The following is a 26200-nucleotide window of genomic DNA, read 5'->3' as shown; positions in this document are numbered from 1 at the left end:
CGGTCCGGACGGTGGCGGGCCCCCCGGGAACGATTGCCCGCCCGCACCGCTGTGAGCGACCGGCCCGGACGCCTCAGTGAGTGAGAGGCGCGGACGCCTCAGCGAGTGATCGGCCCAAACTCCTTGCGTGTGTCCACCGGTTCACCGAAGAGCGACCACCGCTCGCCCTTGAACCGCATCAGCTGCATCGTCTCGATCGGGAAGCCGTCATCGGGCCCGGTGGCCAAAGTGACACCAGGCAGCAGCAAGCCCACCTTGACGTCCTTCAGGTTGCGCACCGCATCCCGCAGCCCCTCTCTGGTCGGGCACTTCATCGCGGCGAGTGCCTGGTGCACGCTGGAGGCGACGGCCCAGCCGTAGGCGTTGAACTGATTGGCGGGGTCGGCGTCCGGTGCGTACTTCCGCATCGCCTGCCGATACTCCTTCATCTCCGGATCATCGGCCCACTGCGGATCGGCGGGATCCTTGAAGTACGTCGCCGAAACCACGCCCTGGACGTTCTTGAACCCGACCGGCTTGAGCACAGCGGCGGACGACGACACGTTGTTCACGATGTGCAGCGGGTTCCACTTGGAGTTCTTGGCATCGGCTGCGAGGGCCTGGCTGCCGAACTTGGGTGTGGTGATGTTCAGGAGCACGTCCGCCTTGGAGCGGGCAAGGTTAGCCATCTGCGCGGAGACCGACGGGTCGGTGACCTCGTAACTCTCCTTGGCGACCACCTTGATGCCGCTGCCGTCGACAGCCTTCTCGAACCCGCCGAGCAGGTCCTTGCCGAAGTCGTCGTTCTGGTAGAGCACGGCGACCTTCGCCTTGGGCTTGCTGTCCTTGAGGTACTTGGCGTAGATCCGTGCCTCCGCCACATAGTTGGGCTGCCAGCCAATGGTCCAGGGGTGCTTGTCGTCCGTACCCCAGATGGAGGCGCCGGTGGCGACGAAGGGCTGCGGCACCTTCTGCTTGTTGAGGTAGTCCCACACGGCCGCCGTGGAAGGGGTGCCCAGGGTCTGGAAGACGGCGAAGACCTTCTCCCGCTCGACCAGTCTTCTGGCCTCCTCCACGGCCTTGGGCGGCTGATAGCCGTCGTCGCGGACGACGAACTCGACCTTGCGGCCGTCTATTCCGCCCTTGTCGTTGACGTTCTTGAAGTAGGCGCTCACGCCCTTGCTGATCGTGCCGTACGCGGAGGCGGGTCCGGACAGCGGGTAGATGCCGCCCAGCTTGATGCTCTTGTCGGTGATGCCGGTGGTCTGCTGGCCCTTGCACGCGCCGCCGGCGGTGGTGTCCTTGTCCTCCTGCCCTCGCTGGGTGGCACAGGCGGTGGCGGTGAGCAGGGCTGCGGTCGCCGTGGCGGCCGCTCGCAGAGCGGTCTTGTTGCGCATGCGATTCATTCCTTTTCCGTGCGGGGCGGTGCGCCCACGGGTTCGGCTTCGGGCGGTGCGGGATCGGCAAGGGGCGCGGACGGGGCGGGCCCGGGGGACTGCGTCAGGTCGGGGGTGCTGGTACGGGAGAGGCGACGGGCGGCCGCGCTCAGGACGCGGCCCACCAGACCGGCCAGTCCTGTCGGGGCCATGTACATCACCGCGATGATCAGTAGTCCGAAGACCACACCGGGTGCGGCCTCGCTGAGGTCCTGCGCCACGTTCGGCACGAACATCACGAACGCGGCGCCGAGCAGCGGTCCGTACAGCGATGCCAGTCCGCCCACCACCAGACCCGCCAGAAGCGTGATGGACAGCACGAAACTGAAGGAGTCGGGTGAGACGAAGCCGATCACCCACGTGTACAGGCAGCCGGCGACGCCCGCGAACATCCCGCTCCACGCGAAGGCGAGGGTCTTGTGCAGAGACAGCCGCACCCCCATCACCTCCGCCGCACTCTCGTTGTCCCGGATGGCGAGCAGCGCACGGCCCACTCGCGACCGCAGCAGATTGCGGGCGACCAGCAGCGCCACCGCGGCGACGGCGAGTACGAGGAAGTACGTCCACTGGTCCTCGGCCAGTCCGCTCCACGCGGGCGGCTGCAGCTTGTCCACGGTCAGGCCCATGGAGCCGCCCGTCACCGGTTCGAGCCGCTTGAGCAGCGGCGGCAGGAACACGGCGAAGGAGAGGGTGACCAGGGCGAGATACAGCCCGCTCAGCCGCAGTGCGGGCACGCCGAAGCCCAGGCCGAGCAGGAAGCATCCGGCGGCGGCCACCGGAAGCGTGGCCAGATGGCCGGTGTCGAACCGGTCGAGCATGACCGCCGCCGTGTAGGCCCCGGCCGCGAAGAACGCGCCGTGCCCCAGGGAGATCTGCCCGCCGTATCCGACCAGCAGGTTCAGTCCGGCGAGCGCCACCGCGTACAGCAGCACCATGGTCAGCTGGAAGACCTGGAAGGGGGCGAAGTAGAACGGTGCGGCGACGGCGGCCGCCACCGCGGCCAGGACGGTCAGGAGAGCCCGCAGTCGCCCGGCGCGGGCGCCGTCGGCGCGGAGGATCCCGGTGCTCGTGCTCGTGCTCGTACTCGTGCTCATGCCCGCTCCACCGCCGCCCGTCCGAACAGGCCCTGGGGCCGCACCAGCAGCACCGCCAGGATGATCACCAGCGGTACGCCGATCTTGAGGTCGGCGCCGACGACATCCACGTACGCCCCGGCCAGCGTCTCGGCAATGCCCACGAGCAGACCGCCGACGACCGCGCCGACCGGGCTGTCGAAGCCGCCGAGGGTGGCCGCGGCGAACGCGTAGATGAGGACCCCGCCCATCATGTTGGGCTCCAGGAAGAGCAGCGGGGCTACGAGTACGCCCGACACCGCGCCCACCGTCGCGGCCAGGCCCCAGCCGAGCATCAGCACCCGGCCGACGCGGATGCCCGACAGCCGTGCGGACGCGGGATTGGCGGCGACCGCCCGCATGACCAGGCCGACCGAGGTGTGCTGGAAGAGCACGTACAGCAGTCCCATCACGGCGGCCACCACGCCGATGATCCCGAGGGTGGACCAGTCGACGCTGACCCCGGCCAGGTCGATGCCGCCGTCGGGGAACGGCTGCGGGAAGTCCTTGACGGTGAACGACCAGATCAGGCCGGCCGCCGCGTTGACGAAGATGAACAGGCCCACCGTGACGATGACGACGGTCAGTTCGGGGGCGCCCTCCACGGGCCGGATGATCACCCGCTCCACCAGCATGCCGCCGATGAAGGACACCACCAGGGTGACCGGCAGCGCCAGCCAGAACGGCATGCCGGACGCCATCAACTGCCAGGCCACGTACGTGGAGAGCATGGCGAGCTCACCCTGGGCGAAGTTGACGATTCCCGTGAAGCGGTGGATCAGCACGAGGGCGAGAGCCAGGCTGGCGTAGACGGCGCCGGCCCCGATGCCCTCGACCACCTGCTGGAGAAGTTCGGTCACGATGCTCACCCACCCTGCCGGGAGCGGACGGAGACTCCGAGGTACACCTCGGCGACCTGCCCGTCCTCACGGATCTGCCGGGCCGGGCCGGACAGCACCAGGCGGCCGGCCTCCAGCACGTGGGCCCGGTGCGCGATGTCCAGCGCGAGCTTGGCGTTCTGCTCGACGACGACCACAGTGGTGCGTTCCTCCTCGTTGACGGCACGGACGATCTCGAACAGCTCGCGTGTGACCAGGGGTGCGAGTCCCAGGGACGGCTCGTCGAGGAGAAGCAGGGCGGGACGCAGCATCAGCGCCCGGCCGATGGCGAGCATCTGCTGCTCGCCGCCGCTGAGACTGCCCGCGGCCTGGCGGGTGCGCTGGCGGAGCCTGGGGAAGTAGGCGTAGATCCGCTGCAGGTCGGCCGCCACGGCCGCGCGCTCGTCTCTGCCGCGACGCAGGACGCCGGTGCGCAGGTGGGCGCCGACGCGCAGGTTCTCCTCGACGGTCAGGTCGTTGAAGGTGCCCCGGCCCTCGGGCACGTGCGCCACGCCGAGCCTCGCGGCCTGCTCGGGGGAGCGGCCCAGCAGTTGCCTAGCGTTGAGCGTCACGGAGCCGCGGCCGCGGACCATGCCGCACAGGGCCCGAAGGGTCGTGGTCTTGCCCGCGCCGTTCGGCCCCAGGATCGCGCACACCTCTCCCCGTGCGACGGAGAAGTCGAGGCCCTGCAGCACGCGGGCCTGGCCGTATCCGGCGTGCAGGTCCGACACGCACAGGAAGTCCGGCTCGGCCGGTTCCCCGGCCGCGGTGTGCCCGGCCCCGTGACCCTCCGGGGCGCTCTTCGCGGTGGCGGCGACGTGCTCTTCGGCCGGGTGGTCCTGGCCCGTCGGATCCGTCCCTGGCACGCTGTCCTCGGGCCGGTCGGAGGTGTGGTCGTTCATGCAGCCACCCCCAGGTACGCCTCGATGACTCCGGGGTCGCGCTGGATCTGTTCCGGCGGGCCCTCGGCGATCTTGCGCCCGAAGTCGAGGCACACCACCCGGTCGCACAGGCCCATCACGAAACCCATGTGGTGCTCGACCACCAGGAGCGTGAGGTCGAAGTCCTGGCGCACGGCGCGCACCAGGTCCGCGAACGCGTCGACCTCGCCGTGGCTGAGTCCGTTGACGGGTTCGTCCAGCAGCAGCAGTCGGGGTCGCACCGCCAGTGCCCTGGCCAGTTCGACGCGCTTGAGCGTGCCGAACGGCAGTCCGGAGGCGGGCTGGTCGGCTACGTCCTCCAGGTCCAGCCGGCGCAGCAACTCATCCGCCTGGTCGCGCAGTTGCGCCTCCTCCCGTCGGACGCGGGGGAGCCGCAGCGCGGCGGCGAGGTGTCCCGCGCGACCTCGGCTGTGCGCGCCGACCATGACGTTCTCCCGGACCGTGAGCCGTGGGAACAGGCCCAGGTTCTGGAAGGTGCGGGCGATGCCGCGGCCGGCCACGGCGTGCGGCGCGAGAGCGAGCAGGTCCCCGCCCTCGTACCGCACCGTTCCGGCATCGGGTGCGCAGCGCCGGGTGAGGCAGTTGAACAACGTCGTCTTTCCGGCTCCATTGGGCCCTATGAGCCCCACGGCGGTGCCGGCCTCGACGGCGAACGCGACGCCGTCCAGAGCCGTGATCCCGCCGAAGCGCACGGTGATACCGTCGACCGCGAGCATGTGTGACGCCCTTTCCGAGGTCCCTGGGGGGTGGGCGAGCGTCACAGTAGGGGGGCGCCTTCTTGGCGCACATTGGGTGCGAGAACCCAACTTCGCGACCGGTGGACTGTGCGCCGCGAACAGTTCGGGGGCATCCCGGCCGGAGCTGTTGACGGGAGACGAGGACGCGGCACACGATCTGCGGCATGCCTCGTGCGCTGGTCGTCGGCACCCCCGCTCTGCCCGAACCGCTTCGACAGGAGCGGCGGCGGATCCTGCGCGCCGTGCACGACCGGGTCGAGGAGGTGGCGGACACCGCCGTGGCGGTGATGCGCGGGGAGATCCCCTCGTACGCGGTGCAGGACGAGCGGTTCTTCGACGACGTACGGGACCAGGTCCTGTCGCACTACAGGATCAAACTGACGGTACTGGCCGGTGAGGGGGACATCGCGCCGGAGGACCTGGTCTTCAGCCGCGCGGCGGCCATGCGCAGGGCACGCGCGGGGTTCGCCCTCGAGGACTGGATCAGCGCCTTCCGGGTCGGCCGGCAGGTCTTCTGGGACGCGCTGCTGGAATGCGCCGGTACCTCACCGGCGGCGCAGGAGGCCGCGTTGTCCCTCGTCACACCGTTGATGCGGTACGTGGACTTCGCCAGTACGCATGCGGCGCAGGCCTATGTGGAGTACCAGCAGCATGTCGTGGCGGACGCGGACCGGGAGCGCAGAGACCTCCTGGAGCAGCTCCTGGCGGGTGTGGCGCCGACACGCGGCCCCCTGCTCGCCGCGGCGCAGGCGTACGGCATCGGGCCCCACTCACCGATGATGGTGGTCGTGGCGGCCTGTGTCCGCGACAACCGCACCGGGGACACGGTGTCGGCCGAGAACGGCTATGCCACCAGTGCGGCGATCAGTGTCGCGGGTGTCTGGGCCAGCAGAACCCTGGTGGTGGTGCGCCACGGTGAGGTGGTGGCCGTGCCCATGGTGCGCGCGGGCATGGACGAAGAAGACGTGTGCGCGCACTTCGATGCCATGCAGCAGCGGCTCGCCCGGGAGGGGATCGTGCTGTCCATGGGCATCAGCACGGTCGCCCGGGGCGCGTCCGAACTGCCGCGTGCCCATCAGGAGGCACGGGAAGCGCTCGAACTGGTTCCGTCCGGAGGCGGAGTGGCGGCGCTGCCCCGGCTGTCCCCGTTCGACTACCTGGTGCTGCGCGCCGACGACATCGCCCGTCAGCTGGTCGATCCACGCGTGAGCGCGCTGTTGGAGGAGGACCGCAGGCGCGGCGACACGCTGGCGGACACGGTACGGGCGTTCGCCGACGCGGACCTGAACCTTCGCCTGGCCGCCGACCGGCTGCGCGTGCATCACAACACGGCGCACTACCGTTTGCGCCGGATCGAGGAACGCACCGGCCGCAATCCCCGCCGGATCGCGGACCTCCTGGAACTGCTGGTCGCCCTCGCCATCCGCGACGGGGCCCAAGAAGGCGAGGACAGGCGGTGAGCGAGACCGTTGAGCCGGCACGGAACGAGGTCGCACGACTGCGGCCGGCCGTGCAGGGGATTCCTGCCGCGACGGACCACTCGGCCCGGCGCGCGCTGCTGGACGCGGCGTTGGAGGTGTTCACCGAGCGCGGCTACGCCGACGCCAGCCCCACCGAGATCGCGGCGCGCTCCGGCATCCCCGTGGGCAGTCTCTTCCATCACTACGGTGGCAAGAGGGGGCTGTACCTGGAGTTGTGGGAGGAGTTCCGGGAGGAACAGGAACGCCGGACCGCAGGAGTGCTGGCCGAGGCGCGAGGCCGCGGGGTGGAAGACCCGATCGCCCTCTTCGTGGAGGGAGCGAGGGCCTACCTGGAGGGTGCCTGGGAGAACCGCCGTATCGGCAGGCTGCTCGTGGAGAACGACGGCCCGGCGGGCTTCGACGCGCTGCGGCGGCAGTGGGACCGTGCCTGGGTGCGGCGCAACGCCCGGCTCCTTGAGGTGGACGAGCGGCGTCGCGCGGGCCGGGTACGGGTGATCGTGCTGACCACGGTCATCGGAGGGGCTGCGCGGGAACTCGGCGACTGCGCGGACGAGGCGGAGGTACGGGAGATCGTGGACGAGGTGTGCGGCATCTTGTCTCACTTGTCTGCGTCGCCCGGTTGAACATCCGGCACCGGCCCGCCGGCCCAAGGTGGCGGTACAGCACATGCCGCGCCGCCTTCTCCGCGGAGCCCGGACCGGGCGGTGCTCCGGCCGGGCGAAACCGTTCCGCTCGACGGCCCCCGGTGCGGGCCCTCGCCCAGGCGGGTCTGACAATCGGTCAGCGGGTCAGCGGGTCAGCGGGTCAGCGGGTCAGCGGGTCAGCGGGTCAGCGGGTCAGCGGGTCAGCATCGCGGCCGCGATGCCGCCCGACCTGCCGGCTGTGCCCGCCTGACCTGCCGACCGTTCGCGCCCGACCTGCCGACCGCGGTGTCGGCCGTCGGCGACCGGCGGGTCAGCCGAGGAGTTCGGCGCTGGCGGCCGGCTCCTGCCGCCGCTGTCCGTAGGTGTACGAGAGCAGGTTCTTCCGCGGGACCTGGGTGAACGACATCATGGCGAACAGCTCGTCCCACAGCCATTCGTCCCGTTCCAGCGTCCCCTCGCGGGTGAGGAAGTCCGCAAGCCACTGCCGCAGCCGGTTGGCGAAGAACACCCGGTTGTTGATCAGGTTGAGGTCGAACGTCGTCGCCTCCGCCTCGTCGTGCGGCAGTGAGCGGCCGGGCACTCCGAACACTTTGATCCCCATTCCGCAGGCTGCTCCCAGCAGAGAGTCGGCCCGCAGATGGCCCAGTCCGTTCGAGTAGCGCACCACGGCGTCGAAGCTGTCCGGCCGGGCGAAGATGCCCTGGGCGTAAGCCCGCGGTGCGTGCAGGATCCGGACCGCGGCCTTGACCAGTCCATAGCTCTTGCCGTGAGCGGTGCGTGCGGCACGCACGACGCCTTCTGCGCCGACCGAGCTGCGGGTGCGTTGGCAACTGAGTTGATGCTTCCCACTTGGTCCCCCGGGACAGGGAGGGTTCAGGAGCCTGTCCCGGCGTAGTGGGGCAGGCGGTCAACTCCGCGCGGCCATTGCGGAATGTGGTCTGTGTCGCGGCAGACGGTTGAGACAAGGTCGCACGGGCTGCGTATCGCATGACAACGAAACAACAGGGCGTGGCCTGGTCGTGCGGCTGAGCTTCCCGTCACGGAACTGTCCCTGGGGGCACGGGACATGACCTTGCACATGCATGGCTGACATGGTTGAGGAGGACTGCCGGTGGGCCTCAACGACACCGAACCACAGCGAGCTCCCGGTTCAGGTCCTGATGTCGCGCACGAGGTGCGGGACTCCTTCCAGGCCGTGCTGGACGCCTTGGACGCCGCACGCGCCGACCTCTACGCGTTCGACGAGCCGCAGGAGTGGGCCGAGATACCGCCGCCGCCGTCGTGGGGCCGCCACAATGAGCCGGCGAGGGACGCAGGCTTCTTTGATCCGACCCCGAGCACGACCCCGTCCCAACCCCTGACCCGATGGACACAGCGGTTAAGGCATGAGCCCGACCCCGATCCGGATCGACCGCACGGCGTCCCGGCGTCTGTCGTGCAGCCACTGCCGACCGGTGGCGCACGTCAGGTCAATGTTCAGCAGCCGGTAGTCGTGGAGCCGCTGTGGGTGCGGGAGGCGGATCCGGAGACTCTTCCACCCTCGCCGACGGGTACGGCGCGTGGCGAAGGCACGACGCACGCCGCGCCGCCGGTGACCCCCCGGGCCCCAGCCTCCCTGACCCCAACCCCTCAACACGCGGGCGCGCGTCGTGGGACCCGTCCGCGCCCGGACGCCACTCGGTCGGCCACCTCGCAACGCTCGACTCAACACCCGGTTCATCGCCCGGTCCCACAGCCGGACCAACTCCTCGCCCCGCCGGGGGCGTCACCGCCACCCGTCCGCGCGCACGCGAAGAGAAGCCAAGGATGGCGGCGCTTCACCGACCGGCGGGAGACCCGTGTCGCCGGAGTCTTCGGGTTGGGCGCCGTGAGCGGACTGCTGCTCGCCTCCTCGCTGCTGGTCAACAACTCCGTACCGGAGGCCCCCTCCCCGCCGGCTGGGCGGCTGGACCAGCCACTGCCCGACACCCCGGCTCCCTCGCTTCCCGAGATCCCGGGCACGGGCGTGCTGCGCCAGGGCGACAGCGGCCATGGAGTCTACGAGTTGCAGGTACGTCTGCTTCAGGTCCCGAACATTTACGACGGCGGCGCGATCGACGGCCGATACGACGAGGAGGTCCGGCAGGCCGTGGCCAGATTCCAGAAGTGGTATGGCATCCGCGGCGACGAGACCGGCGTCTACGGCGACAACACTCGCCACGCTCTCATGTTGCGCACCAAGTAGCGGCCGGCAGCCCGGGGGTGACGACGACCTGACCGCACCGCTGACGCACGACCTGCATCACCTTGCCAAGGCCACAAGGCACCGCACCGGACGCACGTTCAACACAGCTTCCGTCCCGCCGGACGCCCAGGAACTATCGCCGAACCGGGTGAACCCAGACGGTCACCGCACTGGCCGGGATCAGGCCTACCGGTGCTCGGGGTTTTCGTAGTCGTGGCGGCAGCCGGCGTCCCAGGCGGTGCGCTGGTTGCCGTAGGCGGGAATGCCGCCAAGGTCCTTCAGGGCCCGGGCCAGGTGCAGCAGGTTCCAGGTCATGAAGGTGGTGTTGCGGTTGGTGAAGTCGTTCGTGGGGCCGCCCGAACCGGGGTCTAGGTAGGACGGGCCGGGTCCCGCCTCGCCGATCCAGCCGGCGTCCGCCTGGGGAGGGATGGTGTAGCCCAGGTGCTGCAGGCTGTAGAGCACGTTCATGGCGCAGTGCTTGACGCCGTCCTCGTTGCCGGTGATCAGGCAGCCGCCGACCCGTCCGTAATAGGCGTACTGGCCCGCGTCGTTGAGCAGGCTGGAACAGGCGTAGAGGCGTTCGATCACCTGCTTCATCACGGAGCTGTTGTCGCCGAGCCAGATGGGGCCGGCCAGCACGAGGATGTCGGCCGCCATGACCTGCTCGTACACTCGCGGCCAGGCGTCGGTCTGCCAGCCGTGTTCCGTCATGTCGGGCCAGACGCCGATGGCAATGTCGTGGTCGACGGCCCGTACGACGTCGACCTGGACGCCCTGTGCGTCCAAGATGGCCGTGCTGCGGTCGATCAGCCCCTGGGTGTTGCTCTTTTCGGGCGACCGTTTGAGGGTGCAGTTGATCACCAGGGCGCGCAGGTCGTCGTAGCGGGCCGGTGGTGCGTCGGCGGCGGGTGACGAAGCGGTCACACGGTCCTCCTGTGGAGACCAGGCCGCCGTGCCATTCACGGCGGCGCATGCGCGTCCATCGTGTGGCCGGGCCGCGGCAACCGCCACAGCAGTGCCTTCGAACGAAACCGCGCGCCGTCTTCGCGGCCGGGAGCGGCGCCCGGGAGCTGCGTCCGGGCATCGGACACCCATCGGCCCCGGTCGGCTGCCGATGAGTGGCCGGCGGTCCGCGAGGCATCTACGTTCGCCCCATGGACACAGAACGGTCCGTGCGGTCACCGGGCACGCCGGCCGTGGAGGACGTCGCGCATCTGCTGGTGCGCTGTCTGAAGGCCGAAGGCGTGGAGTATGTCTTCGGGATCCCCGGCGAGGAGAACATCCGCTTCGTCGACGCGCTGAACGATTCCGGGATCCGGTATGTACTGGTGCGTCATGAGCAGGCCGCCTCGTTCATGGCGGAGATCCACGGGCGGCTGACCGGCCGGGCGGGGGTGTGCTCGGCGACGCTGGGGCCCGGTGCGATCAATCTGCTGCTCGGCACCGCGGACGCGACGACCAACAGCACGCCACTGGTGGCCCTGGCCGCCCAGGGCTCCCTGCGCCGGATACACAAGGAGTCCCACCAGGTCATCGACCTGGTGTCGATGTTCGCTCCCGTCACTCAATGGGCGGCCGGCGTCCACTGTCCCGACGCGGTGCCGGAGATGGTGCGCAAGGCGTTCAAGACCGCGCAGAGCGAACGCCCCGGCGCCGTATTCCTCGCGGTTCCGGAGGACATTGAAGCGGCACGCCCTGACAAGCCGCTCACCCCCTTGCAGATCGACACGGTCCGCGCCGACGCGCCGTCACCCTCCCAGATCGCTCGGGCCGCCGCGGTCCTGGCAGCGGCTCGGAACCCTGTCGTGCTCGCTGGTCATGGCGCCGCCCGGGCCGGCGCCTCGGCGGCCCTCGTACAGTTCGCCGAGCGACTGAACATCCCGGTCGCGACCACGTTCCACGGCAAGGGCGTCTTCCCCGACGACCACCCGAACGCGCTCGGCGCGATCGGTTTCATGCGCCACGACTACAGCAACTTCGGCTTCGACACAGCCGACGTGCTGGTGTGCGTGGGCTACGAGATCCAGGAATTCGACCCGGCCAGGATCAATCCGCAGGGCGACAAGCGCATCCTGCACGTGCACCAGTTTCCGGCCGAGGTGGACGCGCACTACCCGGTCTCGGTCGGCGTCAAAGGCGACCCCTCCCAGGCGCTGGACTCGCTCGCCGCGGCCCTGCCCGAAGGCTTCACCTGGGACACGGGGGCCGGTGAGAAGATCCGGTCGCTGCTCGCCGAGGAACTCCAGTACGGACGCGACAACAACGCCTTCCCGCTGGTCCCTCAGCGGGTGGTGGCCGACGTCCGCGCCGCGCTCGACCGCGCCGACATCGTGCTCGCCGACACGGGCGCCGGGAAGATGTGGATGGCCCGGCTGTACCCGGCGTACGAACCGGACACGTGTCTCGTCTCCAATGGCCTGTCCACCATGGGTTTCGCCCTACCTGGCGCGATCGCCGCCAAGCTCGCCCGGCCGGAGAGACGGGTGCTGGCCCTGATGGGCGACGGCTCGTTCCTGATGAACTCCCAGGAACTGGAAACCGCCGTCCGCGAACGGGTCCCCCTCGTCGTCCTCGTCCTGGTCGACGAGGAGTACGGCCTGATCACCTGGAAAATGGAGCTCGAGCTCGGCCGCCACAGTCATACCCGGTTCACCAACCCGGACCTGGTCGCCTACGGCGAGAGCTTCGGTGCCCGGAGCTACGCGATCCAGTCCGCGGACGAGCTGCTGCCCGTGCTGCGACGCGCTCTGGACGACGACGCCGTCTCCGTGATCGCCTGCCCGGTCGACTACTCCGAGAACCTGCGCCTGACCGACAAACTGGGCGCCCTGCACGGTCCTTTCTGAACCATCGAGCGCCGATCGGCACGCCTCGGCCACGCCGTGACACACGCAGGACGGCACTGCCGCCGGGCTGGAAGCGGCGAACGATGCCGGTGAGCTCCGATAGGGCGGCAGCCGTCTGCCTTCTGTGCACGCCCGAATCCGACTGCGTCGGCGGCCAGGCCTGGTCTGCGGCGGCTTTGCGCGATGAATCGCGGCGCCCGGCCGTACCCCTGCTCACCGACGGCAACGCGGTGAGCAGGGACGTGCCTGATCAGGCGGGGCAGCCGGAGTCGGCGATGACGTAGTAGCCGGTGGAGGTCTCTTCGAGGGTGTGGGTGGTGAAGGTGTTGTACAGGCCCATGTTCTGGTTGGAGCCGTTGGCGTATGTGTAGCCGCCGCTCTGGTGGGCGCGGCCCGCGGCGACCTGGTGGTAGTTGCTTGCCGTGAAGCACTGCGGCTGGAAGCCGGTCGTGGTCGCCGGCACGGCCGTCGAGGTGGCACCGGCTCTGCCCGAGGAATCGACGGCGGCGACGGTGTAGCTGTATCCGGTGCCGGAGGCGAGCCCGGTGTCCGTGTACGAGGTGGAGGTCGTCGAGCCCGTCTTCGTGCCGCCGCGGTAGACGTTGTAGGACGCGGCGCCGCCGACGGCGTTCCACGACAGCGAGACGCTGGTGTCCGTGGTGCCGGTGACCTTCAGACCGCTGGGCGCGGGCAGGCTGCCGGTGCCACCGCCGGAGGTGCTGTCCAGGCCCCAGAACTTCGCCGTGTAGTAGCTGGAGCAGATGTAGTTGAGGTAGTACGTGCCGGTCGTGCCGCACTGGTCGGTTCCGGAGCCGGGGTTCACGGCGAGGCCGTGTGCCATGCCGGAGACGGTGAAGGTCTCCACGGCGGGCTTGCCGTCGGCGTCGTTGTAGACGGCCTGGGTGGTGCCGCCGGTGAGCGTGGTGGTCGAGGACGGGGTCTGGCCGATGCCCCAGATGTTCGTCCACTGGTCGCGGGACTCGGTGGCGTTGGCGGGGTTGACGGTCGAGTCGCCGGAGCCGTGCCAGACGGCGACCCGCGGCCAGGGTCCGCTCCAGCCGCCGGATGCGCTGCGGACGAGATCGCCCCACTGCTGCGGGGTCTTGCTGACGGGGTTGTACTGGCAGGTGAGTCCGCTGCTGAGATCGGTGGCGCAGCCGGCCGGGATGCCGGAGTCGATGGACCCGCCTGCGAAGACGTCGGGGTAGTCGGCGAGCATCACGGAGGTCATGGCGCCGCCGGCGGACAGCCCGGTCACGTACACGCGGGCGGGGTCGCTGCCGTACTGGGACTTGGCGTAGTCGACCATCTGCTTGATGGACAGGGCCTCGCCCTGGCCGCGGGTGTAGTCCCCGGACTGGTACCAGTTGAAGCAGGAGTTGGCGTTGTTGGCGCTGGAGGTCTGCGGGAAGACCAGCGCGAAGCCGTAGGTGTCGGCGTACTTGGGCCAGCCGGAGTGGCTGTAGTAGTCGCTCGCGCTCTGGGTGCAGCCGTGCAGCGCCACGACGACCGGAGCGCCGGACGGCAGGTTGTCGGGGACGTACGTGTACATCGACAGGTTGCCGGGGTTGGAGCCGAAGCCGGTCACCTGGGTGAGCGATGCCGCCGATGCGCTCTGCGGCACGGCGAGCAGGGCGAGGAGCAGAGCCAGCAGCCCGGCCCAGCAGGAGATACGGGCGCGGTCACGAACCGACATGCGGTCCTCCCGTGGTGAGGGGATGGGGGGGCGGACGCCGCCCCGGTCGTCCCTCCGGAGCGGGCGGTCCGCTGCACCGTAGAACCGCGGCGGCCGCCCGCCAGCGGAGGCGGACCACACATCTCGATCACCGCGGGTGTCGGCCGCCTCCACTGGGCATGACGTCGACGTCAGTGCAGCACGCAGGAGTTGACCAGGTCGCCGGATGCGGGCCTGGGTACGGCGCCGCTCGCCGGCGGGGCCGTCCGGTGCTCGACCCAGTCGGTGAGGGCGCCGAAGGCGGAGCGGTAGCAGGGCAGGATCGGGCGGAGCCGGTCCGGATAGGTGTCGTACAGGCCGTCGACGTGGGTGCCGCCCTCGATCGTGTAGTAGCGGTGCAGACGGCCGCGGTGGCTGTCGTCGATCATGCGCGTGTAGACGTCCGAGTCGGTCGCGATCGGCAGGAGTGCGTCGAGCGAGCCGTGCAGCGTGAGCATGGGTTTGCCGATCCGGCCGGTGAGCGAGATCCGCTCGACCGCCCGGCGCACGGAGAGCGGCCGCGACGCGTAGTCGTACGAGGCGTCCGACGCGCAGGGCGCGAGGATCTCGGCCGTCGTCGAACCGGCCGACGCCCCGGGACACTTCGGGTCGTACGAAGGGTCGACCTCGGCGCGGTACACCTTCTGCGTCAGGCCCCAGTAGGCCGCCTCGTGGTAGGGCCACAGGAACTCGGTGCCGGGGGCGAATCCGGCGGCGATCATGTCGGCGTGGGTGGCCCGGCCCGCCTGGTAGTCGACCGCGGTCGGCAGATAGGTGAGCAGGTTCGGCCCGTCGGGCGTCCAGAGCGCGCCCTCCCAGTCGACCCCGCCGTCGTACAGTTCGGGGTGGTTCTCCAGCTGCCAGCGGGTCAGATAGCCGCCGTTGGAGATGCCGGTCATGTACGTGCGGCGCGGGTGATGGCCGTAAGCCTGCCGGACGACGGTTTTCGCGGCGCGCGTCAGCTCGGTGGTGCGGCGGTTCCATTCCGCGATCGCGTCACCGGGCCGCTTGCCGTCGGTGTAGAAGTCGGGGCCGCTGTTGCCTTTGTCGATGGAGGCGAAGGCGTAGCCCTGGGCGATGACCCAGTCGGAGATCAGCGTGTCCAGCGAGTACTGCTTGCGCGTCCCGGGCGCGCCGGTCACCACGAGGCCGCCGTTCCAGTGCTCGGGCAGCCGGATGACGAACTGTGAGTCGTGGTTCCAGCCGTGGGTCTTGTTGAGGTGCGAGGAGTCGGGGAAGTAGCCGTCGACCTGGATGCCGGGGACGCCGGTGGGGTTCTTGGTGCCCTTCGCGGCGAGTGAGGCCCAGTCCGCGGGGTCGGTGTAGGCGGTACCGGCGGTCGCGGCCGTGGTCATGTCGGGCAGACAGGCCGTGGTCTGCAACTCCGCGCCGGGTACGGCGATGTGGGCTTGGCCGGCGCAGGGGTGCGCCGCGTCCGCCGTGGCGCTCGCGGACACTCCCGCCGTCGACAGGAGCACGGCGGACAACAAGGTGAGGGGGCGTCTGAGGTGCATGGTTCGGCCTCCGGGCGGGGGAGAAGGGGGAAAAGGGTCGCGAGCTGCCCGAGCAGCGGCTTCGGACAGAGGTGCTTGAGGATCAGGAGTCGAAGCGGGCGCGCAGCGCCTTCTTGTCGAACTTGCCGACTCCGGTGCGAGGGATGGCCTCCACGACCTCGATACGGTCCGGGAGCTGCCAGCGCGCGAAGCCTGCGGCCTCGAGGTGAGCCCGTACGCCTTCGAGGGTCACGGTGGCGCCCTGGCGCGGGGCGACGCAGATCAGCGGTCGCTCCTGCCACTTGTCGTCGGGGACGGCGATCACCGCGGCCTCGGCGACCTCGGGCAGGGCCATGACGGCCGACTCCATGTCCACCGAGGAGATCCACTCGCCGCCCGACTTGATCAGATCCTTCGCGCGGTCGGCGATGACGACATAGCCGTCCGGTGAGCCGACGGCGATGTCCCCGGTACGGAACCAGCCGTCCTCGGTGAACTGGGCGGCACCCTCGCCGCCCAGGTAGGAATCGGCGATCCACGGGCCGCGCACCAGCAGATCACCCATCGAAATGCCGTCCCAGTGCAGGGAGTTGCCCATCTCGTCGCGGATGTCCATCTGCACGCCGGGCAGCGGGAGGCCCGCCCGCGTGCGCACCGCGTCGGTGATCCGATCCTCGTCCCAGTCACGCATCCGTTCCTTCGGCCACGCCAGGCTGGCCAGTGGCGAGGTCTCGGTCATGCCCCACACCTGCACCAGAGGGATACCGAAGTCGCGCCGGTAGCGTTCGATCAGGGCACGTGGCGGACGGGCCCCGCCGCACAACAGATGCCGCAGTGAGGGCAGCCCGCCGCGGACGGCGATCTCGTCGGCGACCGCCATCCAGATCGTGGGCACACCGGCGGCGACCGTGACCCGCTCGGCGGCCATCAGCTCGACCAGGGCCGCGGGATCCAGCGAGCCGCTGAGGAACACCTGCTTGGCACCGTACGGAGTGGCGGTGTAGGGGACGCCCCAGGCGTTGGCGTGGAACATCGGCACCACCGGCAGCACGCAGTCACCGGGGCCGATGGACATGGCGGCCTGCGAGGACGCGGCGATGGCATGCAACACGGTCGAACGGTGGGTGTAGAGCACGCCCTTGGGGCGTCCGGTGGTGCCGGAGGTGTAGCACAGACCGAGCGGCGACCGTTCGTCGATGTCGCGGGGGGCGTATGTGTCCGGCAGTCCGGCGATCAGCTCCTCATACGCCACCACCCCCGGCAGCGCGGTGTCGGGCACCTCGTCGCCGAGCACGACGACATGCCGCACGCCGGCGAGGCCGCCCCGTTCCTGCACCTTCTCCAGGAGGGGCAGCAGATCGGGATCGGCCAGGACGACACGGTCGTCCGCGTGGCCGATGACGTACGCCAGGTCCTCGGGGGAGAGCCTCAGGTTCAGGGTGTGCAGGACGCGCCCGGTGCAGGGCACGGCCCAGTAGGCCTCCAGGTGCCGGTAGCCGTTCCAGGCGAGGGTGGCCACCCGGTCACCCGGCGCCAGACCGAGGGCATCCAGAGCATGCATCAACTGCTGGGCGCGGCAGGCGAATTCGGCGTACGTGTAACGATGCACACGGCCGTCCGGAAGTCGCGTGACCACCTCGGTGTCGGGGAAGTAGCGCGGGGCGCGGCCGAACAGCAGCCAGGTGTTGAGCGGGGTCTCCATCATCGCCATGGCGCACATCGTCACCGCGGTGCGGGACCGTAGCGACGGAGGAAGACTCCACACCGTTCCGCACCTCAGTGGAGCAAGTACCCACATCTGCGCCGGGCGGCGCGAAGCGGTGAGGGAGAAAACCCACACCCGCGCAGGGGCGGCTTGTGGAGATTCTCTCCGTAGCCCCTGCTCATGGCCGAACTTAACGTCTGCCCCACATCGGCATCCGCCGGTGCATCCCCTGCGCATCCGAGGCGTCATGAGACAACCGCGCGCCATTTTGGTCACGCAAGGCCTGTCCAAGGAGTTCCAGGGATTCCGCGCCGTGAGCGCGGTGGACTTGCGCGTCGCCGAGGGCACGGTCCACGCGCTCGTCGGCCCCAACGGAGCAGGAAAGACAACCCTGTTCAACCTGCTGACGGGATTTCTCAAGCCCTCCGGCGGGCGCATCACCTTCGACGGACACGACATCACCGGGCAGCCCCCGGAGCGTATCGCCGGCCTCGGCGTCGCCCGCTCGTTCCAGGTCACCAGCCTCTTCGAGCAGATGACGGCGAGGGAGCACGTCGAGCTCGCGCTCCAGTCCGGCACCGGTCTCGGCCACCGGTTCTGGCGCACGGACAAACTGATGCGCCGCTTCGCCGGCCGGGCCCTGGAACTCCTCGGCGACGTAGGGCTCGCGCACCTCGCCGACCGGCCCGCCGGAAACCTTCCCTACGGCCAGAAGCGCGCCCTGGAACTGGCACTCGCCGTCGCCCTCGACCCCGCGCTGCTGCTGCTCGACGAGCCGACCGCCGGCATGGGCCTGGAGGACATCGACCGCACCGTGGCCCTCGTCGACCAGATCCGCGAAGGACGCACCGTGGTGATGGTCGAGCACAACATGAGTGTCGTCGGCTCGCTCGCCGACACCGTCACGGTCCTGCAGCGCGGTCAAGTGCTCGTGGAGGGCCCCTACGACCGGGTCAAGACCGATCCACGCGTCGTCGAGGCGTACTTGGGGGCCGATCGTGCTTGAGATCAAGGACCTCAGCGCCCGGTACGGCGAGGCCACGGCCCTGGACGAGGTGTCCCTCCGCGTCGGCGAGGGCGAGGTCGTCACCCTCGTCGGCCGCAACGGCGCGGGCAAGACCACCCTGCTGCGCTGCGCCATGGGCCTGCACCGTGAGATGACCGGCCGAGTGGCATTGGCGGGCCGCGACATCACGGCGGCACCCCCGCACCGCAGGGCCCGGCTCGGCCTCGGCTACGTGCCCGACGACCGAGGCATCTACGCGGGCCTGACCGTCGAGGAGAACCTGACCCTCCCGCCGGCCGCCCCGCGCTCCGCGTGGCCACTGACCCGGATCTACGACGCCTTCCCGGTGCTCGCCGCACGCCGGCGCTTCCCCGGCGGCAAGCTCTCCGGCGGTGAACAGCAGATGCTCGCGCTCGCCCGGGTCCTGCGCGCCGGCGCACGCGTCCTGCTGTGCGACGAACCGACCGAGGGCCTGGCTCCGGTGATCGTGCAGCAGATCGGCGAGATTCTGCGCGGGGCGAAGGAGCACGGAGTGTCGGTGCTGCTCGTGGAGCAGAACCTGCGCTTCGCCTCCACCGTCGCCGACCGCCACTACCTCCTCGCGCAGGGCCGCGTCGTCGAGTCGCTCGACAACGCCGACGTACGCCGGCGCGAGGGCGAACTCCTCGCCTATCTCGGACTGTGACACCCCCTCACCCCGCTCATTCGGGACGTACGCATCAGGAGGATGGAATGAAGCACAGGCTGTCGACGGTCGTGGCCACAGCCGCCGCGGGGGCACTGCTCGCGGGCTGCGGGGGCGGCGGACCGAGCTCGGGCGGCGGGAAGGTCAGCGACGACAAGATCGTGCTCGGTGTACTCACCGACCTGTCCGGCGTGTACGCGGACATCGCGGGTCCGAACTCGGTGCAGGCCGTGCAGATGGCCGTCGACGATTTCAAGAAGAAGTACGGCGACAAGGCGGTCACCCAGAACATTGAGGTCATCAAGGCCGACCACCAGAACAAGCCGGAGATAGCCAACACCCAGGCCCGGGAGATGTACGACCGCAAGCAGGCCGACGCGCTCTTCGACGTACCGACCTCGTCGGCGGCGCTCGCCGTGCAGACCGTCGCCGGCCAGGCCAAGAAGCTGTACTTCAACACCGGCGCCGCCACCACGGAACTCGCGGGCAAGACCTGCAATCCGTACACCTACGAATGGGCCTACGACACCTACATGCTGGCGCACGGCACCGGCGCCGCGGTCACCGCACAGGGCGGCAAGAACTGGTACACGATCTACCCGGACTACGCCTTCGGGCAGGACATGCAGAAGAAGTTCGAGACGGCCATCGCGGGCGCGGGCGGCAAGATCGTAGCCAAGGACCCCACGCCGTTCCCCAGCGACAACTACTCGACCTTCCTGCTCAAGGCACCACGCCTGAAGCCGAAGCCGGACGTGCTCGGAGCCCTGCAGGCCGGCGGTGATCTGGCCAACGTCGTGAAGCAGTACCAGCAGTTCAAACTGAAGGACAAGGGCATCGAGCTGGCCATCGGCCTGCTCTTCGACAGCGACATCAAGGCCATCGGCGCAGCCAAACTGGCCGGCACGATGTTCACCACGGCCTGGTTCTGGAACGTCGACGCCAAGGCACAGGCCTGGGCCGACCGGTTCAAGGAACGCACAGGACAGCGGCCCACCTTCGTCCAGGCGGCCGACTACTCGGCGGCAACGCACTATCTGGAGGCCGCGCAGAAGGCGGGCAGCGACAAGGCGGCCGACGTCTCGAAGGAACTGGACGGCACCAAGTTCAGCGACTTCTTCGCCCACAACGCCACCGTCCGGGCCGAGGACCACCGCGTCGTCCACGATGCCTACCTGGCCAAGGTCAAGGACCCGGCCAAGGCGAGCGAGACCGGTGACTACACCGAGCCGGTCAAGACCATCCCCGCGGCCGAGGCATTCGACAAGCCTTCCCCCGACTGCCACCTCAGCTGACCACCAGGGCCCGGTGGCCCGCCCGCCGCACGACGGAGCCCGACGGGCAGGCCACCGGCCGAAGACAGGACCCACCCATGACCTCGTTCCTCCAACAGGCCTTCAACGGGCTGGTCAGCGGCAGCTTCTACGCCCTGCTCGCACTCGGCCTCGCGGTCATCTTCGGCATGCTGCGCGTGGTGAACTTCGCCCACGGCGCGCTCTACATGCTCGGCGCGTTCGGCGCGGTCGCCCTCGCCGACACCACAGGGCTCGGCTTCTGGTGGGCCCTGCTGCTCGTCCCCCTCGCCCTCGCCGTCACCGGCACCCTCCTCGAACGGCTGCTGATCCGCCGCCTGACCGCTCTCGACCCGCTCTACAACTTCCTGCTCACCTTCGGCGTCGCACTGGTCTGCCAGGACCTGCTGCGCATGAAGTACGGCGCGCACTCCCAGCCGTACGAGCGTGGTCCCTTCACCGGCTCGATGGACCTGGGCCTCTTCGACTTCCCGCGCTACCAGGTGTTCGTCCTGGCCGTCTCGGTCGCTCTCTGCCTGGCCGTGTGGCTGCTGCTCACCCGCACCCGGATCGGGACCATCGTGCGGGCGGCCACCGAACGGCCCGAGCTCACCCGGGCGTTCGGCATCGACACCGGACGCTGGGTCACGCCGGTCTTCGGCTTCGGCGTCGGGCTCGCGGCCCTGGCCGGGGTGCTCGCCGCACCCATGCGGGCGGTCAACACAGGCATGGGCAGCGACCTGATCATCACGGTGTTCGCGGTCGTCGTCATCGGCGGTCTCGGCTCCGTCTTCGGCTCGGTGCTCGCCGGATTCACCATCGGCATGCTCCAGGCGCTCGGCAACCTCTACGTCCCCGTCCTTTCCCAGACCTCGGTCTATCTGCTGATGGCCGTCGTGCTGCTGGTCCGGCCCGCCGGACTCTTCGGCAAGGAGGAACACGCATGATCCTCGCCCTCCTCGACAAGCTGCACGGCCGCCCGGCCTGGATCCGGTGGGGCCTGCTCACCGCCGGACTGCTGGTCGCCCTCGGCCTGCCCTGGAGCCTGTATCCGCCGGTCGCCACGGACATCCTGTGCTGGGGACTGTTCGCCGTCGCCTTCGATCTGCTGCTCGGTCACGCCGGACTGCTGTCCTTCGGCCACGCGGCGTTCTGGGGCAGCTCGGCGTACGTCACCGGACTGATCGCCCTCCACAGCGGACTGCCGTTCTACGTGGCCGTCCTGGGCGGCGCCGGGGCGGCCGCGCTGCTCGCCCTGCCCATCGGGTTCCTCGCGGTGAGGCGCAGTGGCATCTACTTCGCCATGGTCACCCTCGCGTTCGCGCAGATGGTGTACTTCATCGCCAATCAATGGGGCGATGTCACGGGCGGCGAGAACGGTCTGCAGGGAATTCCCCGCGACCTGCCGGGCTTCGACCTGTCGGACTCGTTCGTGTTCTACTACGCGGCCCTGCCAGTGGTGCTGCTCGGCCTCGCCGCGGCCTGGCGGATCGCCCACTCCCCGTTCGGCCGGGTGATCGCCGCCGTGCGCGACAATCCCGCCCGTGCCCGCGCCCTGGGCTATCCCGCCGACCGCTACAAGCTCGTCGTCTTCACCGTCTCCGCGTTCCTGGCGGGCCTCGCGGGCGGACTGTACGCGGTCAACCACGGTTTCGCCTCGCTGCAGGAGGTGTACTGGACGACCTCCGGCAAAGTCGTCGTGATGACGGTCCTGGGCGGCATGGGCACGCTGTGGGGCAGCCTGCTGGGCGCCGGCGCCATCGTCCGCCTGGAGGACTGGCTGTCCACCTCCGGCTTCGAGGAGACCGGCCTGGTCACCGGCGGCGTCTTCATCGTCGTCGTCCTGCTCTTCCGCCGAGGAGTGTGGGGCACGCTCGCGCACGCGCTGCGCCCCCGTACCGGCTCCCCGACACCCGACCCGGAACCACATCTGGAACACGACAACGACGACTCGTCGCAGCCGGTGTCGTCGTAGATCTGTGCAGACCAGGCCGGGACGGCGAACATCGCAGGCGGGAACGCGTACCGGAACACCCAGGAGGCATCCGTGCACTCGACGACCGCACACAGTCGGGCCGATGTGGAGCCTGCGGCGCGCCTGCTGCGCCTGCTGCGCGAGGACGCCGCACACAGCGAATACGAAGCCCTCCTCGAGCGATGCCCCGAGCAGGACCGGCCCTGGCTGGCCCCGCTGGTCGACGACGCCCTGCAGGTACGCACACGCCTGGAGGAGCGCCGGCGCCGGGAGGCCGAGCTCGGTGCGCTCTACGAGACCGCGGGCGACCTGTCCTCACTGCGTGATCTGGAGGCCGTGCTCCAGGCCATCGTCCGCCGGGCTCACGGCCTGCTCGGCACCGACGTGGCCTATCTGATGCTCAACGACAGCCAACGCGGCGACACCTACATGCGGGTCACCGACGGAATCCGCACGGACGCGTTCAAACAGGCCCGGCTGGCCATGGGCGCGGGCCTCGGCGGGCTCGTGGCCAAGACAGCGGTTCCCTACAACACCCCCGACTACTTCGCCGACCTGCGCTTCGAGCACAGCATCGACGACATCGTGCGCGGCGAGGGACTGATCTCCATCCAGGGAGTACCCCTCAAACTCGGCGAGAACGTCATCGGCGTCCTGTTCGCCGCCAACCGCCGGGTCCGCCCCTTCTCCGACCACGAAGTGGCCCTGCTGGTCTCACTCGCCAACCACGCCGCCATCGCCATCGAGAACGCCACCCTCTTCCAGGACGTCCGCCGAGCCGTCGACGAACTCACCGAAGCCAACGGCGTCATCCGCGCCCACAGCGAATCGATCGAGCGCGCCGCCGCCCTGCACGAGCGGCTCACGACCATCGTTCTCGACGGCGGCGGGATGGCCGACGTGGCGCAGACCCTCGCCGAAGTCCTCGGCGGCAGCATCCTTGTGCTGGACCCTCGCGGCCGCACCATGGCCGCCGCCGGCGACGACCCGTTGGTCGAACAGGCCCGCAACGAAGGGACGCTCCCGGATCCGTGCCCGGCCGCCCACGCCGTCCGTGACGCCCGGGTGCTGAGCACGGACGCCCGCCGCACCCGACGTATCCCGGCCGGCGCCGACGGGTCCGCCGCGTGCGCCACCCCCATCGTCGCCGGCAGCGAACTCCTGGGCGTACTGCTGCTCGTCCGCGACCACCTGGACGCGTCAGGTGTGCGGTCCCTGGAGCGCGCGGCGCTCGTCACCGCGCTGATGCTGCTCAGCGAACGCACCGTCGCCGAGGCCGAGCACCGGCTGCGCGGCGAGATCCTCGAGGACCTCCTCGGCTCCCCGCACCGGAACCGGGAAGGCCTGCGGCGCCGGGCCACCCTGGTGGGCCTCGACCTGCACCGCCCGCACACGGTGTTCGCCGCCCGCTGTCGCGACAGCACCCACCGACGGCGCATCGCGGATGCCGCCGCCTCGTACGCCGCCCATGCCCGGGGTCTCGCGGGCGAATACCGGGGCGACACCGTCGTCCTCCTGCCGCAGGACCCGGACCCGGACGAGGCAGCCCGCAGCCTGGCCGACCACTTGTCACGGGCCGTGGACAGCCCGGTCACCGTCGGCGCCGCGACGGCTGCGCCCGGCGTCGACGCCATCGTCGAGGCACACCACGACGCGGCCCGCTGCCTGGATGTCCTGCTCGCGCTCGACCGCGACGGAGAAGGCGCCTCGCCCAGCCAACTCGGCGTCTACGGCCTGCTGTTCCATCAGACGGGCCGCGACGAGCTGCAGCGCTTCGTGCGCCGCACCATCGGCCCTGTCCTCGACTACGACACCGCACGCGGCGGCGAACTCGCCCGCACCCTGCTCACCTACTTCGCGTGCGACACCGGCCTGGGTCGCACGGCTGCCGAGCTGTATATCCACGTCAACACCCTCTACCAGCGCATCGACCGCGTCACCTCGCTGCTCGGCCCGCACTGGCGCCATGGCGACCAGGCGCTGCAGGTCCACCTCGCCCTCAAGATCCATACGGTGCTGTCCGCCGCGTGATCAACGGTCGGCGCGCACTCTGTCGAGCGGATGGCCTCGGGCTCCGCCGAAGTGGCCTTCGGCGTCCACCCGCTGGCCCCGTCGATCTTCCAGGTGCCGATCGGCGACAAGAAGTGCTGGGCTTGGCGCGATGTCTTCCAGACCTACTTCCAGGACGGCGAACGGCTGGATTACGCGCGCGTCGCCTTCTACGGCTCCGAGGAGCCGGCGAGGATGTCGGCGACCAAATGGGTACGGAACCCGCTGGAGGTGGCCGGACAGGCGGACTTCGGCGTTTTCGCTCGGATCTCCCAGGCAAGTCGAGGGTCGTGATCGCGGGTCAGATGACGGCGGTGTGCTGCCGTTTCTCGCGGAGTCGTTGTCAGTGGCTGGGCCTACAGTCGGCGCATGGCGCTTTCACGCGAAGAACGCGAAGGCTTTCTGGCTGAGCCGCATGTAGCCGCGCTGGGCGTCGCAGCAGGCGACGACCGCGGGCCGTTGATGGTTCCGATTTGGTATGCGTACGAGCCCGGCGGTCTGCCGTGGATCCTCACCGGCGCGGGCTCTCGGAAGATGACGCTGATCAGAGCGGCGGGCCGCTTCAGCCTGCTGGTCCAGCGCACGGAGCCGACGCCCCGGTACGTGTCGGTCGAAGGGCCGGTCGCTGAAGTAACTGAGGGGACCAGCACGCACCATCGCGAGATGGCCGGCCGCTACCTCTCTGGTGAGGCACTCGACGGATTTGTGGCATGGGCGGAGGTGGAACTTGCCGATCACGTCGTGGTCCGTATGCGGCCGGAACGCTGGATCACCGCCGATCTGGGCACGGTTCCATAATCGGTGGATCCGACGAGGACCAGGCCGCCTCCCAGTGGCACGAGGATCAGCCCGGGCAGCACATCGGCCACATACGTGCCATGTGCGCTCAGTCCGGCAAGGAGAACGCAGCCGGGGCGACGACTGCCAGGACGAGTCGCACCATGCCGAGTCGAAGTTCCTTCAGCACTACTTGAAGTTCCCTGCGAGTCGGGCGCGCTGGACCAGTCCTCACGGGGCCGCGGGGGCACGGCGACCGCCGCCGCCGGCGACCAGCCGCATGCCGCGCCGAGAGGGCTTGGAGCAGCCAGGCCACAGCCTGTCGGCCGGATTCCGTGACCGCCTCGGCCGCGGCGCGGGGTATGTGGCGTAACCGGTGGAGGATCGCATCGTTTACTGGGCGGTGCCGCCTCTTGGGTGCTGTGACGGTGCCCAGTTGAGCGCCGCAGCAGCTCACGACTGCTGCGGACAGGCAGGCCCTTGGCGCACCGCGTCAATCACCGCTCCGAGGAGCTGGGCTTGCCACCTGCAGCGCCAGATCGTGGGAACGGCAGGAGGCATCCACCATGACGCAATACTCACGAAAGCGCCTTGTGCGACGCAGTGAGGAACCCGGCGGGCCTGAGCAGTCCGAAGGTCTTCAGCAGATCCGCGACGCTCTGCCGCCGGCACGCCAGGCCCGTAAGGCCGTGCCGGCTCCGCGCTCCGCGGATTCCGCCGTTCCGGTGGAATTGCTGGCCGCCGTCACCTACCACTGCCGCTACATCAGCAAGTACCTCGCCAGGGCCCAGCAACTTGGCAGCCACCACAAGACCTGCATGGACGAGTGGCAGCGGCTGGTTCTGTATGCCCTGACCGACGCTCTGGCGCACAACCAACTGCTCGTCGGCGCGCTGGCCGCATACCTTCAGCGTCAGGAGGTCGATGACGACCTTGTGTGCCGCTACCTGCAGTCGCCGGATCCGGACCGCTACGTCACCCGACACGCGATCGATTACCTCGACGGATTGATGCGCTCCCGACCCGAGACCCCGGACGAACCGGCGTGGACGCACGTTGGCCGGTCGATCGCGCGGAACGCACACGATGACCATGACGCTGCCGCGCCGGATGAACAGCCCCGTGGGTGAGGGCCGTTCCGATGCCGTCACCGAACTGGTGCAGCAAGCGCACCGTGGCGGCTGTCGGCGGCCACTCCGACGCACTGCCCGACGTGCAGGCTGCGA

The 26200-nt window shown here is 69.7% G+C and carries 23 protein-coding genes; 13 read left to right on the top strand and 10 right to left on the bottom strand.

Features of this window, described 5'->3' with window-relative positions; genetic code table 11:
* Window positions 1–98: 98 nt before the first annotated feature.
* The 5 genes from AB5J53_RS01010 to AB5J53_RS00990 are packed head-to-tail and all read right to left on the bottom strand — an operon-like array spanning window position 99 to window position 5062.
* Window positions 99–1376: an ABC transporter substrate-binding protein gene (locus AB5J53_RS01010; RefSeq protein ID WP_369243748.1), complete on the bottom strand. Its 1278-nt coding sequence runs from the start codon at window positions 1374–1376 to the stop codon at window positions 99–101.
* Between the two features lie 5 nt (window positions 1377–1381).
* Complete coding sequence (locus AB5J53_RS01005; RefSeq protein WP_369243747.1) at window positions 1382–2509, bottom strand: branched-chain amino acid ABC transporter permease; 1128 nt, start codon at window positions 2507–2509, stop codon at window positions 1382–1384.
* Complete coding sequence (locus AB5J53_RS01000; RefSeq protein ID WP_369243746.1) at window positions 2506–3387, bottom strand: branched-chain amino acid ABC transporter permease; 882 nt, start codon at window positions 3385–3387, stop codon at window positions 2506–2508. The genes AB5J53_RS01005 and AB5J53_RS01000 overlap by 4 nt, the downstream gene beginning before the upstream one ends.
* 5 nt (window positions 3388–3392) lie before the next feature.
* Window positions 3393–4307, bottom strand: a complete 915-nt coding sequence (locus AB5J53_RS00995; RefSeq protein WP_369243745.1) for an ABC transporter ATP-binding protein — start codon at window positions 4305–4307, stop codon at window positions 3393–3395.
* Complete coding sequence (locus tag AB5J53_RS00990) at window positions 4304–5062, bottom strand: ABC transporter ATP-binding protein (protein ID WP_369243744.1); 759 nt, start codon at window positions 5060–5062, stop codon at window positions 4304–4306. Before AB5J53_RS00990 ends, AB5J53_RS00995 begins: the two co-directional genes overlap by 4 nt.
* Before the next feature lie 185 nt (window positions 5063–5247).
* Between AB5J53_RS00990 and AB5J53_RS00985 the strand changes: the two genes are divergently transcribed.
* Entirely contained in the window at window positions 5248–6543 is a 1296-nt protein-coding gene (locus AB5J53_RS00985; protein ID WP_369243743.1) for a PucR family transcriptional regulator, read from the top strand.
* Window positions 6540–7187 carry a TetR/AcrR family transcriptional regulator gene (locus AB5J53_RS00980; RefSeq protein ID WP_369243742.1) on the top strand — a complete coding sequence of 216 codons (648 nt, stop codon included), beginning with the start codon at window positions 6540–6542 and terminating at the stop codon, window positions 7185–7187. The genes AB5J53_RS00985 and AB5J53_RS00980 overlap by 4 nt, the downstream gene beginning before the upstream one ends.
* Window positions 7188–7518: 331 nt before the next feature.
* On the opposite strand, the gene AB5J53_RS00975 is transcribed toward AB5J53_RS00980, so the two are convergent.
* Window positions 7519–7998, bottom strand: a complete 480-nt coding sequence (locus AB5J53_RS00975; RefSeq protein ID WP_369243741.1) for a hypothetical protein — start codon at window positions 7996–7998, stop codon at window positions 7519–7521.
* A gap of 1077 nt (window positions 7999–9075) precedes the next feature.
* On the opposite strand from AB5J53_RS00975, the gene AB5J53_RS00970 reads away from it, so the two are divergent.
* Window positions 9076–9432, top strand: a complete 357-nt coding sequence (locus AB5J53_RS00970) for a peptidoglycan-binding protein (RefSeq protein WP_369243740.1) — start codon at window positions 9076–9078, stop codon at window positions 9430–9432.
* A gap of 186 nt (window positions 9433–9618) precedes the next feature.
* Here the strand turns inward: AB5J53_RS00970 and AB5J53_RS00965 are convergent, their stop codons facing one another.
* On the bottom strand, window positions 9619–10356 hold the full coding sequence (locus AB5J53_RS00965) for a flavodoxin family protein (protein WP_369243739.1): 738 nt from the start codon (window positions 10354–10356) through the stop codon (window positions 9619–9621).
* Between the two features lie 230 nt (window positions 10357–10586).
* Between AB5J53_RS00965 and AB5J53_RS00960 the strand changes: the two genes are divergently transcribed.
* The gene (locus tag AB5J53_RS00960) at window positions 10587–12278 is read left to right on the top strand and encodes an acetolactate synthase large subunit (RefSeq protein ID WP_369243738.1); all 1692 of its coding nucleotides are present in this window, start codon (window positions 10587–10589) and stop codon (window positions 12276–12278) included.
* Window positions 12279–12528: 250 nt separating this feature from the next.
* Here the strand turns inward: AB5J53_RS00960 and AB5J53_RS00955 are convergent, their stop codons facing one another.
* The 3 genes from AB5J53_RS00955 to AB5J53_RS00945 all read right to left on the bottom strand — a co-directional run bounded on the left by AB5J53_RS00955 (window position 12529) and on the right by AB5J53_RS00945 (window position 17196).
* Window positions 12529–13974 (bottom strand): PHB depolymerase family esterase, encoded by a 1446-nt coding sequence (locus tag AB5J53_RS00955; RefSeq protein WP_369243737.1) that lies wholly within the window; start codon window positions 13972–13974, stop codon window positions 12529–12531.
* A 170-nt stretch (window positions 13975–14144) separates the two neighbouring features.
* The gene (locus tag AB5J53_RS00950) at window positions 14145–15506 is read right to left on the bottom strand and encodes a tannase/feruloyl esterase family alpha/beta hydrolase (RefSeq protein WP_369243736.1); all 1362 of its coding nucleotides are present in this window, start codon (window positions 15504–15506) and stop codon (window positions 14145–14147) included.
* Between the two features lie 82 nt (window positions 15507–15588).
* Window positions 15589–17196: a long-chain fatty acid--CoA ligase gene (locus tag AB5J53_RS00945; protein WP_369243735.1), complete on the bottom strand. Its 1608-nt coding sequence runs from the start codon at window positions 17194–17196 to the stop codon at window positions 15589–15591.
* Window positions 17197–17437: 241 nt separating this feature from the next.
* Between AB5J53_RS00945 and AB5J53_RS00940 the strand changes: the two genes are divergently transcribed.
* The 9 genes from AB5J53_RS00940 (at window position 17438) to AB5J53_RS00900 (ending at window position 26104) form a co-directional block, all read left to right on the top strand.
* Window positions 17438–18196, top strand: a complete 759-nt coding sequence (locus AB5J53_RS00940; RefSeq protein ID WP_369243734.1) for an ABC transporter ATP-binding protein — start codon at window positions 17438–17440, stop codon at window positions 18194–18196.
* The gene (locus tag AB5J53_RS00935) at window positions 18189–18881 is read left to right on the top strand and encodes an ABC transporter ATP-binding protein (RefSeq protein WP_369243733.1); all 693 of its coding nucleotides are present in this window, start codon (window positions 18189–18191) and stop codon (window positions 18879–18881) included. Before AB5J53_RS00940 ends, AB5J53_RS00935 begins: the two co-directional genes overlap by 8 nt.
* A gap of 47 nt (window positions 18882–18928) precedes the next feature.
* On the top strand, window positions 18929–20176 hold the full coding sequence (locus AB5J53_RS00930) for an ABC transporter substrate-binding protein (RefSeq protein WP_369243732.1): 1248 nt from the start codon (window positions 18929–18931) through the stop codon (window positions 20174–20176).
* Window positions 20177–20253: 77 nt separating this feature from the next.
* Window positions 20254–21120, top strand: coding sequence for a branched-chain amino acid ABC transporter permease (locus AB5J53_RS00925; RefSeq protein WP_369243731.1), 867 nt, complete (start codon window positions 20254–20256; stop codon window positions 21118–21120).
* Window positions 21117–22148: a branched-chain amino acid ABC transporter permease gene (locus tag AB5J53_RS00920; protein ID WP_369243730.1), complete on the top strand. Its 1032-nt coding sequence runs from the start codon at window positions 21117–21119 to the stop codon at window positions 22146–22148. The genes AB5J53_RS00925 and AB5J53_RS00920 overlap by 4 nt, the downstream gene beginning before the upstream one ends.
* Window positions 22149–22220: 72 nt before the next feature.
* Window positions 22221–24179 carry a helix-turn-helix domain-containing protein gene (locus AB5J53_RS00915; protein ID WP_369243729.1) on the top strand — a complete coding sequence of 653 codons (1959 nt, stop codon included), beginning with the start codon at window positions 22221–22223 and terminating at the stop codon, window positions 24177–24179.
* 30 nt (window positions 24180–24209) lie between these two features.
* Window positions 24210–24491 carry a hypothetical protein gene (locus AB5J53_RS00910; protein WP_369243728.1) on the top strand — a complete coding sequence of 94 codons (282 nt, stop codon included), beginning with the start codon at window positions 24210–24212 and terminating at the stop codon, window positions 24489–24491.
* A 75-nt stretch (window positions 24492–24566) separates the two neighbouring features.
* Window positions 24567–24995, top strand: a complete 429-nt coding sequence (locus AB5J53_RS00905) for a pyridoxamine 5'-phosphate oxidase family protein (protein ID WP_369243727.1) — start codon at window positions 24567–24569, stop codon at window positions 24993–24995.
* A gap of 545 nt (window positions 24996–25540) precedes the next feature.
* The gene (locus AB5J53_RS00900; RefSeq protein WP_369243726.1) at window positions 25541–26104 is read left to right on the top strand and encodes a hypothetical protein; all 564 of its coding nucleotides are present in this window, start codon (window positions 25541–25543) and stop codon (window positions 26102–26104) included.
* The last annotated feature ends 96 nt before the right edge of the window (window positions 26105–26200 follow it).

The organism is Streptomyces sp. R41, assembly GCF_041053055.1.
GTDB lineage: Bacteria > Actinomycetota > Actinomycetes > Streptomycetales > Streptomycetaceae > Streptomyces.
This window is presented reverse-complemented; position numbering and strand designations above follow the sequence as displayed.

What these genes read in the sequence shown, in the direction of transcription:
- AB5J53_RS01010 (WP_369243748.1), bottom strand. Translation starts at nt 1,376, where the DNA reads ATGCGCAACAAGACCGCTCTGCGAGCGGCCGCCACGGCGACCGCAGCC.
- AB5J53_RS01005 (WP_369243747.1), bottom strand. Translation starts at nt 2,509, where the DNA reads ATGAGCACGAGTACGAGCACGAGCACGAGCACCGGGATCCTCCGCGCC.
- AB5J53_RS00995 (WP_369243745.1), bottom strand. Translation starts at nt 4,307, where the DNA reads ATGAACGACCACACCTCCGACCGGCCCGAGGACAGCGTGCCAGGGACG.
- AB5J53_RS00990 (WP_369243744.1), bottom strand. Translation starts at nt 5,062, where the DNA reads ATGCTCGCGGTCGACGGTATCACCGTGCGCTTCGGCGGGATCACGGCT.
- AB5J53_RS00985 (WP_369243743.1), top strand. Translation starts at nt 5,248, where the DNA reads ATGCCTCGTGCGCTGGTCGTCGGCACCCCCGCTCTGCCCGAACCGCTT.
- AB5J53_RS00960 (WP_369243738.1), top strand. Translation starts at nt 10,587, where the DNA reads ATGGACACAGAACGGTCCGTGCGGTCACCGGGCACGCCGGCCGTGGAG.
- AB5J53_RS00955 (WP_369243737.1), bottom strand. Translation starts at nt 13,974, where the DNA reads ATGTCGGTTCGTGACCGCGCCCGTATCTCCTGCTGGGCCGGGCTGCTG.
- AB5J53_RS00950 (WP_369243736.1), bottom strand. Translation starts at nt 15,506, where the DNA reads ATGCACCTCAGACGCCCCCTCACCTTGTTGTCCGCCGTGCTCCTGTCG.
- AB5J53_RS00945 (WP_369243735.1), bottom strand. Translation starts at nt 17,196, where the DNA reads ATGGCGATGATGGAGACCCCGCTCAACACCTGGCTGCTGTTCGGCCGC.
- AB5J53_RS00940 (WP_369243734.1), top strand. Translation starts at nt 17,438, where the DNA reads ATGAGACAACCGCGCGCCATTTTGGTCACGCAAGGCCTGTCCAAGGAG.
- AB5J53_RS00930 (WP_369243732.1), top strand. Translation starts at nt 18,929, where the DNA reads ATGAAGCACAGGCTGTCGACGGTCGTGGCCACAGCCGCCGCGGGGGCA.
- AB5J53_RS00925 (WP_369243731.1), top strand. Translation starts at nt 20,254, where the DNA reads ATGACCTCGTTCCTCCAACAGGCCTTCAACGGGCTGGTCAGCGGCAGC.
- AB5J53_RS00920 (WP_369243730.1), top strand. Translation starts at nt 21,117, where the DNA reads ATGATCCTCGCCCTCCTCGACAAGCTGCACGGCCGCCCGGCCTGGATC.
- AB5J53_RS00910 (WP_369243728.1), top strand. Translation starts at nt 24,210, where the DNA reads ATGGCCTCGGGCTCCGCCGAAGTGGCCTTCGGCGTCCACCCGCTGGCC.
- AB5J53_RS00905 (WP_369243727.1), top strand. Translation starts at nt 24,567, where the DNA reads ATGGCGCTTTCACGCGAAGAACGCGAAGGCTTTCTGGCTGAGCCGCAT.
- AB5J53_RS00900 (WP_369243726.1), top strand. Translation starts at nt 25,541, where the DNA reads ATGACGCAATACTCACGAAAGCGCCTTGTGCGACGCAGTGAGGAACCC.